At 69.3% G+C, this 8,091-nt stretch carries 12 protein-coding genes and 2 pseudogenes; 8 read left to right on the top strand and 6 right to left on the bottom strand.

Annotated features, from left to right (window positions below):
* Nucleotides 1-105: 105 nt before the first annotated feature.
* From ABIA38_RS45005 to ABIA38_RS44985, 5 genes and pseudogenes are all read left to right on the top strand, one after another.
* Nucleotides 106-393 (top strand): annotated as a pseudogene (locus ABIA38_RS45005) (transposase); the annotation flags it as partial.
* A 718-nt stretch (nt 394-1,111) separates the two neighbouring features.
* The gene (locus ABIA38_RS45000; protein WP_424644856.1) at nt 1,112-1,399 is read left to right on the top strand and encodes a hypothetical protein; all 288 of its coding nucleotides are present in this window, start codon (nt 1,112-1,114) and stop codon (nt 1,397-1,399) included.
* An 8-nt stretch (nt 1,400-1,407) separates the two neighbouring features.
* A complete protein-coding gene (locus ABIA38_RS44995) occupies nt 1,408-1,722 on the top strand; it encodes a type II toxin-antitoxin system RelE family toxin (protein ID WP_424644855.1) in 315 nt (104 codons plus the stop codon).
* 185 nt (nt 1,723-1,907) lie between these two features.
* Nucleotides 1,908-2,210, top strand: coding sequence for a MiAMP1 family antimicrobial peptide (locus tag ABIA38_RS44990; protein ID WP_424644854.1), 303 nt, complete (start codon nt 1,908-1,910; stop codon nt 2,208-2,210).
* A 137-nt stretch (nt 2,211-2,347) separates the two neighbouring features.
* Nucleotides 2,348-2,719, top strand: coding sequence for a hypothetical protein (locus ABIA38_RS44985; RefSeq protein WP_424644853.1), 372 nt, complete (start codon nt 2,348-2,350; stop codon nt 2,717-2,719).
* A 149-nt stretch (nt 2,720-2,868) separates the two neighbouring features.
* Here ABIA38_RS44985 and ABIA38_RS44980 read toward each other — a convergent pair whose 3' ends face one another.
* A complete protein-coding gene (locus ABIA38_RS44980) occupies nt 2,869-3,612 on the bottom strand; it encodes a DinB family protein (RefSeq protein WP_424644857.1) in 744 nt (247 codons plus the stop codon).
* A gap of 253 nt (nt 3,613-3,865) precedes the next feature.
* Nucleotides 3,866-4,120, bottom strand: a complete 255-nt coding sequence (locus ABIA38_RS44975; protein WP_424644858.1) for a hypothetical protein — start codon at nt 4,118-4,120, stop codon at nt 3,866-3,868.
* Between ABIA38_RS44975 and ABIA38_RS44970 the strand changes: the two are divergent.
* Nucleotides 4,098-4,424: pseudogene (locus ABIA38_RS44970) on the top strand (DDE-type integrase/transposase/recombinase); the annotation flags it as partial. The gene ABIA38_RS44975 and the pseudogene ABIA38_RS44970 overlap by 23 nt on opposite strands.
* A gap of 78 nt (nt 4,425-4,502) precedes the next feature.
* Here the strand turns inward: ABIA38_RS44970 and ABIA38_RS44965 are convergent.
* The 4 genes from ABIA38_RS44965 to ABIA38_RS44950 form a co-directional block, all read right to left on the bottom strand.
* Entirely contained in the window at nt 4,503-4,751 is a 249-nt protein-coding gene (locus ABIA38_RS44965; protein ID WP_424644852.1) for a hypothetical protein, read from the bottom strand.
* Nucleotides 4,748-5,098 carry a hypothetical protein gene (locus ABIA38_RS44960; protein WP_424644851.1) on the bottom strand — a complete coding sequence of 117 codons (351 nt, stop codon included), beginning with the start codon at nt 5,096-5,098 and terminating at the stop codon, nt 4,748-4,750. Before ABIA38_RS44960 ends, ABIA38_RS44965 begins: the two co-directional genes overlap by 4 nt.
* Nucleotides 5,099-5,163: 65 nt before the next feature.
* Complete coding sequence (locus ABIA38_RS44955) at nt 5,164-5,547, bottom strand: hypothetical protein (RefSeq protein WP_424644850.1); 384 nt, start codon at nt 5,545-5,547, stop codon at nt 5,164-5,166.
* Nucleotides 5,548-5,585: 38 nt separating this feature from the next.
* Entirely contained in the window at nt 5,586-5,993 is a 408-nt protein-coding gene (locus ABIA38_RS44950; protein WP_424644849.1) for a hypothetical protein, read from the bottom strand.
* Between the two features lie 997 nt (nt 5,994-6,990).
* Here ABIA38_RS44950 and ABIA38_RS44945 point away from each other — a divergent pair.
* Both ABIA38_RS44945 and ABIA38_RS44940 read left to right on the top strand, forming a co-directional pair.
* Nucleotides 6,991-7,212, top strand: a complete 222-nt coding sequence (locus ABIA38_RS44945) for a hypothetical protein (protein WP_424644848.1) — start codon at nt 6,991-6,993, stop codon at nt 7,210-7,212.
* Nucleotides 7,209-7,460 (top strand): hypothetical protein, encoded by a 252-nt coding sequence (locus ABIA38_RS44940; RefSeq protein WP_424644847.1) that lies wholly within the window; start codon nt 7,209-7,211, stop codon nt 7,458-7,460. Before ABIA38_RS44945 ends, ABIA38_RS44940 begins: the two co-directional genes overlap by 4 nt.
* Nucleotides 7,461-8,091: the final 631 nt, after the last annotated feature.

The raw sequence follows: 8,091 nt of genomic DNA, 5'->3' as shown, positions 1-8,091 counted from the left end.
CGCTCGAACAACTCCCACAACTCGTCCGGCACCAACCGCTCCACAAGCGTCACCGCATCAGACTACCGATCAATCCAAATGAGACGACTTCTAAGACCGTGTCCTATGTGGTCTCGGGGCGTTGTTCCTGTCGTGGGGTGTTCGGGGTGGGGTTGGATCGTTCCCGACGGTCTGTGGGACGTGGTGCGGCCGTTGCTGCCGCCGGCGAGGGTGCGTCCGCAGGGTGGTGGGACGGTGGACATCGACGACGAGGCGGTGTTCGCGGCGGTGGTGTACGTGTTGGTGGGCGGGTGTTCGTGGCGGCGTCTGCCGCCGTGTTTCGGGGCGTCGAAGCCGACGGTGCGCCGCCGGTTCCGGATCTGGTCCGACGACGGCCTGTGGGGGCGATTGCACCTGTGTCGTCTCAATGGGGTTGCCTGAAGTCCTTGGTTGGTGGGGTCTTTGAACTGTGGTGCAGCAAACTGTGAGAATTCGTGTGGGGGAGTGGTGTGAGTCTGTGAGCTGTGTCGATGACATGGTGGGGGTCGGGGGTCGTGTGTGTAGGGGTGTTGACCTGTGGTGCAGCATGATCTGAGAAGAGTGCTGCGATTTCGTTGATGCGACGCGATGGAGCGCCGTTTCTCGGTGTTGTGCCGGCGCCGTTTCTCGGTGTTGTGCCGTTGCTGTCGAGGTCGTTCGAGCGTTGTCTCCGCGGCCCGTCGGTCGCCGAAGCGAATTCGCGCACCCCGACGAAGGCGTCTGCCGGCTGCGCCCGGCGTCGGGACCCCGGTCGTGGCACACGCGTCGAACCGCGGCGCGGGGCCCGGCCGTCCACGCCGGTCGGCATCCGCATCGGACTGGCGACGGGGTCGCCCTGGAAAAGGACCTGCGCCCGTGGTTCGGCGAGGCCGTGATCAACGCCGTCGTCCACAACGGCTCCCGCGCACACGACGCCACCGCCCACCTGTCCGACGAACTCACCGGCATCGCGATTGCCCGAGGCATGGACGGCCCGTGAGGACAGGTGCCCGGGCGGCGCTCGCGCAATCGTCGTCGTGTGGGGGCTCGTGTCGCGTGGGTGGTGTGCGTGCCGTCTACCGATCTTCGCCATGCGGCCGGCAGGCTGGGTGTCATGGCGGATTCGGATTGGACGCATGTGGTGCGGGGGGAAGTCGTCACGTTGCCGGGGACGTTGGGCGGTATCCGCGCGGCGTTGCCGGAGGAGCGGCGTGAGGAGTTCGACAAGGTCGTGTACGACACGCCCCTGGAGCACCTGGTGCGGCGCGTGGTCCTGGACTGGGCGTTGCCGCCCGAGGCCCACGAGGAGGCCGAGGAAGCCCTCGAACGCGTCCGCCGGGGCGACTACACCGGTGTGGTCGACGCCGACGGCAATCCGGTGACCGGACCTCCCACTTCGTAGGAGAGATCGTGGCCCGCTATCGCGTGCGGTTCACCGACAGCGCCGAGAACAACATCGCCAAACTCCCCGCCGCACGCCGGCAGCGGATCAAGCGCGCCGCCGACAGCGCTCTCGGGTCCGATCCGTACGGCAACGGCTCCTCGTCGGTGCGCGGCGACCGCGACCGGCGCGACGTCACCCTCGCGAACGCCATCCTCACCTACGAGGTGAGCCCGAACGTCGTGGTCGTCGCCGTCGTCCAGGTCGTCGCCCCCTTCGGCGGACCTCGCGCCCTGCCGGTGGGTTGCCGTCGAGCGATGCGCGGCTCCCGGTTCGGCCGGTGACCGGCGGACGCCGGTCGTCGTGGACCGTCGCCCGTGTTCGGTGCTGGTCCATACGGGTGGGCACGGGGCGTTTGCCCTCCGACGTGGACCGGGGCCGACTCTACTGGGGTCGGAGGGACCCGGTCGGGTTCGACCGGGCGTTTCGACGGCAAGGAGAGGAAGCACCCATGTGGAGGCGTAACCGTGTGCGTCCCGTCGTCGCCGCCGGCGCGACGGCGGCCTTGTTCGTGGTGGGTACCGGCATGGCATTCGCCAGCCGTTTCGAGAGCTACGAGAAGGCGAACTATTCCGGCGCCGCGTCGACCGTCGCGGCCTGTGGCTGCAACAGCATCGAGTACGGGGGATCCTACATTTTCGAGTACTCGGGACAGACGGCAAGGGTCTACAAGCAAAAGGGCTGCAAGGGCAGGGCCGCCGGCGACTTGACGCACAACAGCAGGAACCCCGACACCGTCGGCGGTTGGAAGAGCATCTTCATCCTGTGCTGACCCGCCCCTCTTCCGCACAGGCCGGGAGATCGCCTGCTCCGAGAACGTCCCACCACGCGGGCACCGTCGAATGACCGCAGGGCCGCCCCCCGGCGGGTCCGGGCCAGCGGACGGCGTCGAGCGTCCACGTCGGCGCCGTGGGCCGGGCCGTTCCTCTCGAGGAAGCCGGCGCCGTACCGGGCGCGAGCGTCTACCTCGGCTACCTCCACGACCACGACGCGCTGGTCCACGGCGGCACCCCGGTGGCCCGCGTCCGCTACGCGGCCCGCCCCGCCCGTCTGGGCCCGCCCCGCCCGGATCCGGCGACCGGCCGGGAATGGCGCCGCTTCCTGGTCGACCCCGCCACCGCCGTCGACCTCCTGGGCTGGGGCCGCGACGGCCTGCGCGAGGCACACACGGTGCAGCGTCGCGCACACGAGGTCCTCGGCGTACCCATCGCGGGGGACCGGTCCATCGTCGAGGTTCCGCGCGACCGGGCATCGACGCGGCCGCGGGAGACGCACGACTGAACCGCGCCCTCGTCGGGTTATGAGCCACGATTCGTCCCGCCGCCACGGCCCGCCGCGGTTCGGCGCCCGTCCTCGGCACTCGGCGGCTCGGCATCGCGCGGACGGTCGGCGATTCCCGCTTCCACAGGATGCCGAGTCTGCGGCCGGCACTACTCGGTGTCCTGTGCCTCGATCAGGTCGAGGTCGCGGACGCAGAAGCGGTGGTGCTCGAAGGTCTCGTTGAGCACCGTGCCGAGGCACCGCCGCACCGAGCGGCCCCGGGCGTACGGGGGCCAGACATCGTCGTCGGGCACCGGCGCTCGCGCTGCGAGCCGCGCAGGGGTGGTGTCGTCGAGCCATGCCTCGAACTCGGCGGCCTGTGCGTCACGCACGCTCACGATCTCGTCGAGCCCCGGATCGAGCGAGAGGTTGAGCCCGTGCGCTTCACGGTAGGGCTCGACGGTCGTCCCGATGCCCATCGGTGTGAACGACTGCGTCGAGCCCAGGCAGCAGCGGCGGAACCACGAGTCGTGGACGAAGACCAGGTGGCGCATCGTCTGCGCCGCCGACCACTCGTCGTTCACGGTGCGGCGCTCGATGCCGGGCGTACGGCGGATTCGCTCGATCGTGGCGGCCCAGTCGGCATGGAGCCGACGCGATGCCTCGCGCAGATCGGCGGGGTCCTCGGAGCGGATCAGCACCCGCACCGGATGACGCCGGTCGAGCTCGGCCTCGACGTGCTCGGCGACCTCGACACCGTTCACCACGAGGTTGGTGACGAGCCCGTCGATCACGGCATCCTGCATGACGACGCCGATCAGGCGTGCCCCTGTCAGATCGCACTCGCGGAACTCCGCACCGTGCAGATCCTCGTCAACGTACCGCGTCATGCTCCGCATGCTAGATCCGAGCACCGACAAGCCGGCCTCCCCGGCTTGATCGGGCCTCGTCCAGGTTTTGACCGAGCGCATGTGATTCCGCGGGTGGTGGTTGGTGTGTGCGTGGTGGTGTGGACTGGGGTGTTGCAGGTTGGTTGAGAACGTTTCGTGGCCGTCCGGCTGAGGGCCGTGGGGGCCTGACCCGGGGGTGTCGCGGCTTCGTTGAGAACACCCGGGTGTGGTGCACATAGCCCTGTGCGTCTAGAGGCCCGGATCGTGTCTGTGCTGGTCACGGCGTTTTGACCTGGATTACAGGGCGGCCTACCGCCCGGATGTGCGTGATCGCGGGTGGCGGTGTGTTTTCGGCGAGGTGATCCAAACGAACCGCGTCGAGGCTGCTTTTGGTGATGCGTTCGGTGCCGTCGTCGATGGCGGTGACGGCGGCTTGGCGGATGAGGCGGGTGAGGCTGCCGATCCGTCCGGCGGTGCGTTGGTGGAGGCGGAAGGCGAGGCGGGGTGAGCCCCACGTGGTCGTCACGGACAAGCTCGCGTCCTACGGTGCCGCCCACCGCGAGATCATGCTCTCGGTCGAGCACCGCTCGCCCAAGGGCTTGAACAACCGGGCCGAGAACAGCCACCTGCCCACTCGGGAGCGGGAACGCGCTGTGAAAGGCTTCCGCTCGCCCGGGTCCGCACAACGGTTCCTGTCCGCGTTCAGCGGCATCAGCCCCCACCTCCGGCCACGCCGCCACCTGCTCACCGCCACCCGCTACCGCGCCGAAATGACCATCCGCTTCGCCATCCGGGACCAGATCACCGGCACCATCACCGCGCCCCGGACGGCCTGACCCACCGCCACCACCAGGGCCGGGCACGCCCCGACCCAGCCCGAACATCCAAGCCCACGATCAACCCGACAACACCCCCTACAGAGACTGGACTCGGAGAATGTAGACGCGTTCGTCGCGCGGGACGATCATGTACCAGAAAATGCCGTCTTCGACGTCGGCGGTTTTCATTTTCTCGCCGGCCCCCTGGTAGGTGGTGCCGTCCAGGAAGAAGGCGGCGGCGCGAACGACCTCGTCGGCCTTCTTCTCGACCTGCGCGATGAACGCGAGCGGCGCTCCGGCGACGACGTTGTCCTCGTCCGGGTTGTACTCCCAAGCCCAGGTCACCCGCGCACCGCTTCGGCGGCGGCGTTCACGATGACTCCGGCGAGGGCGGCCTGCCGCTTGCGCTCTTCCGGGCTCTGGGCATGGTTGGCGAGGTACTCGGCGCGGTGCAGCTCGGCGAGCGTCTCCGGGTGGCGTGCGATCTCGACGTCGACCGCCCACTTCGTGGTGAAGCGCAGCAAGGGCTTGAGGCTCCGACGCTCCACCGCTTCTGTCATGGACCGGGCCTGGTCTGCGGTCATCTCGGCCAGCCGGCCCGGCATGAGAGCGGCGACCGCCTCGTACAGGGCCAGGGGCGTTCGGGCGGGCTGTGGAATCAGTTCGGGACCATGGATCGGCCGAGCGCTCATCGGTACCTCCCTCTCAGGTGCCCAGGACACCGTACGGCACCCGGCGGCGGCCCGGGGCCAGGCGGTCACAGGTCGATCATCAGGCGCAGGTAGGTACGGATCTCGTCGGCTTCCTCGTCGGTGACGGTGCCGAGCGGGAGGCCGGTGAGGCGTTGTGCGGAGATGGCGCGGACGTCGTCGGTGCAGGCCCAGCCCGGTGTTGTCAGGTTGAGCGCGGGAGTCCGCGTGGCATGATCGTCTGACTGGTCGGGATCGCTGGAGGAACTGCTCGTGGACGCGCCGTCGTACCGCGTACTGCACGCCGCCGCCGGCGACGTCGACTGGTAACAGGCCCCGGGGAAACGGCCCGTTCCCGGGCGCCGCCGCGCCGGGCGGCGGGCGCGGTACCTGCGGATTCCTCCGAGGGATGGCTGTGACAGGTGGGGCGGCGCCACTGCGCGACCGCCCACCTGCTCGTTCCACCGGCGCGGAGGCGAGGCGGGCATGCCTATTGGGGGGTACTGGCCGGCCCGGCAGGATCGCACCACGCCTCGTAGCCGAACGATGCCGGCTCCCTCACGAGCATGGCCGTTCGTTGTGCCCAGGTCCGGACCCAAGGCTCTTCCAGCCCCTCCGCCTCCCGGACCAGGCCCAGCAGATGGTCCTGAGGCTGGGCGCGATAGGCCGTCCGAACAGCATCTCCGGCCGGCAGGTAGAGACAGCCCAGGAAGAATCGCCGCTTCGGACAGCATCCATCGGAAACCAGGCGAAGGAACAGCGACCCCAACGAGCGTCGAGCAGCAACGATGTCCCAGTCCTGGTTGATCGGGTCGGCCGACGAAGTGTCATAGGCCCACGAGCGCATCTCCGCCTCCGTGGGGTTTGCAACGTCTTCGAACGCAGGTTCGTGGCTCACGGCCCCCATCCAACCCTCAAGACTCCGGCAAACCCGACCCGGGAGGCGATGTGCCGCGCGTCGGCCCGCCCGCCCCGCCCCGAGGGGCGTGGTCGGCGGCGGTGTCGTGCCGACCGGCGCGACTCGCCCGGTGGCCTCGGGGGACGGGCCGTCGGGTGTGGTGGTGGCCGGCGACGGGGATGCGCCGGGCCGCCGCGGTCGGCTCGACGAGCGACCCGGCCCCGGGTGATGCCGGCGCGGCGGCCCGGCCAAGCCCGGACCCGAGCGAGGCGTCGACCGCACGCGCGCGGTCGACGCCTTCCGGGTTTCCCTCGCGGGGGCACAGCCCGCACAGCCGCCGCGAGGCGGACATGTGTGGACCCCCGCGAAGGTCACCCCGCCCACCCTGCCGGCAACCACCCACCCCCCGCGCGCACTTCACGCGAGCGAGGCCCCCGCCGCCACACCTTTGCCCGGCCCCTCGCCCGACCCCCGCCACCCCACGGCCTCGCCCCGGCCACGCCGGGACGTCGAGGCACGCGGGGAAGCACGCCCGGGTGGCACCCGGCCGTGTGCCAACGATCTTGGTGACAACCGGCGTGCTTCGGCACGTCGGGCCCATCCCGCAGCCGAAGAAGTTGTGAGGAAATGTTGTAAGTGATTCATAGGGGGGCGGGTGGTTCGCGGTACCGCGGCCGGCCGGCCGGTGGCATCCGCCCGCCGCTGCGCCGCCGTCGGGTCCGCGTCGCATCGGGGCCGGTTGTCGGACGCGGGATCGTGTGGCCGGGTGTGGTGTTCGCGGCGGTGTGGGGGCGGTTTCGTGACGGACGGGACGTGTGGTCGTGGTGCGTGCGCTGTGCCCGGCTCGTCCTCGGCGTGGGCGTCGACGCCCCTTTGCGGTTCGGTGGGTTCGGGTTTCCGGGTTCGGGCGGAGGGTCGGACACGGAGCGCGTGGAGCGGGCAGACTGGGGAGGGACCGACGGATCGGGGAGGTTTCGTGGTGGAGGGCGGTAGGCCGGTGACGATCGCGGAGATTCGCGAGCGGCTCACCTCGGAGGAGCGTGTCGAGTTCGAGGAGCAGCTCGCGCACACTCCGTTCGACCAGCTGTACGCGAAGATCGTGTTGGAGTGGGTGTTGACGCCCGAGGAACGCGCGGAGGACCGTGCGGTTCGGGAGCGGGTGCGCGCGGGTGACTTCTCCGGGCTGCGCAACCTCGACGGCACCCCCTTCACGCCGTGACCTACACGGTGGCGTATGCCCCGGCTGCCGAGGTCGAGCTCCATCGGCTCGGGTCCGACCGGCTGCGCGCGTTCGAGCGTGGCATGGCCGTGCTCGCTCGTGATCCCTACGGGTACGGATCCGCCCCGGCCCGTCCGGGCTACGAGGACTGTCGCGATGCCACCGTCGCCGACGTGGTCATCCGTTACGAGATCTCCAGGTCCGTGCTGCGGGTCACCGTCGTCCGGGCCGCCCCCAGCCCTTTCTGACGGTTCGCTTCACGGAACGACCGTCGGAGTTGAGCGGTTTTCCCGCAGGAAATTCCTTACGAAAAAGTGGTGAGGAATTCTGTATGGATGTCGTCCCGGTGGGATGTTCACGGGCCCGTGCGACCGGTAGGGTCGATATGGCCACGGCCGGCCCGGGTTGCCGGCCCGAGGAGGCCCGAGATCCGGACGTCGCCGACCCCGGGACCCTTGGATTTTCCCAAATCGTACCCTCATCGGCAGATGATGCACGACATGCGGCGACAATCCTGGTGGCGCGACGCCCGGGATTGGGTCGATCGCTCGAACTCCCCTTCCATCCAGGGTGGTTGACATATCACTTGAGGCAAGTTGCCTCGGAGTCACGACGACTGACGACTCGTCGGCCGTCGAGATCGCCCGAACAGGTAAGGAATCGACCGCGAAAGGGAAACGGGAAGCCCGCTCTACTCGTCACCAACCTCCTTGCCAGCCGAATGCATTGCCAACTCGCGTGCACCGCAGCGTTCATGGGAAGTCTCGGCGGGCAATCGCGTAGCGATTGCGTGTTGGTTGGAAATGACGGAGTCATTTCCAACCAACACCCTTGCGCACCGTAGGTGCGCGCGTCGTGTTCGCGGAGCGAACCGCGCGC

This window comes from Embleya sp. AB8 (assembly GCF_049739465.1).
In the GTDB taxonomy this organism is placed as follows: Bacteria; Actinomycetota; Actinomycetes; order Streptomycetales; family Streptomycetaceae; genus Embleya.
The sequence above is the reverse complement of the archived record's forward strand: the minus strand, read 5'-3'. Positions and strand labels throughout refer to the sequence as shown.

What these genes read in the sequence shown, in the direction of transcription:
- ABIA38_RS45000 (WP_424644856.1), top strand. Translation starts at nt 1,112, where the DNA reads ATGGCGGATTCGGATTGGACGCATGTGGTGCGGGGGGAAGTCGTCACG.
- ABIA38_RS44960 (WP_424644851.1), bottom strand. Translation starts at nt 5,098, where the DNA reads ATGAGCGCTCGGCCGATCCATGGTCCCGAACTGATTCCACAGCCCGCC.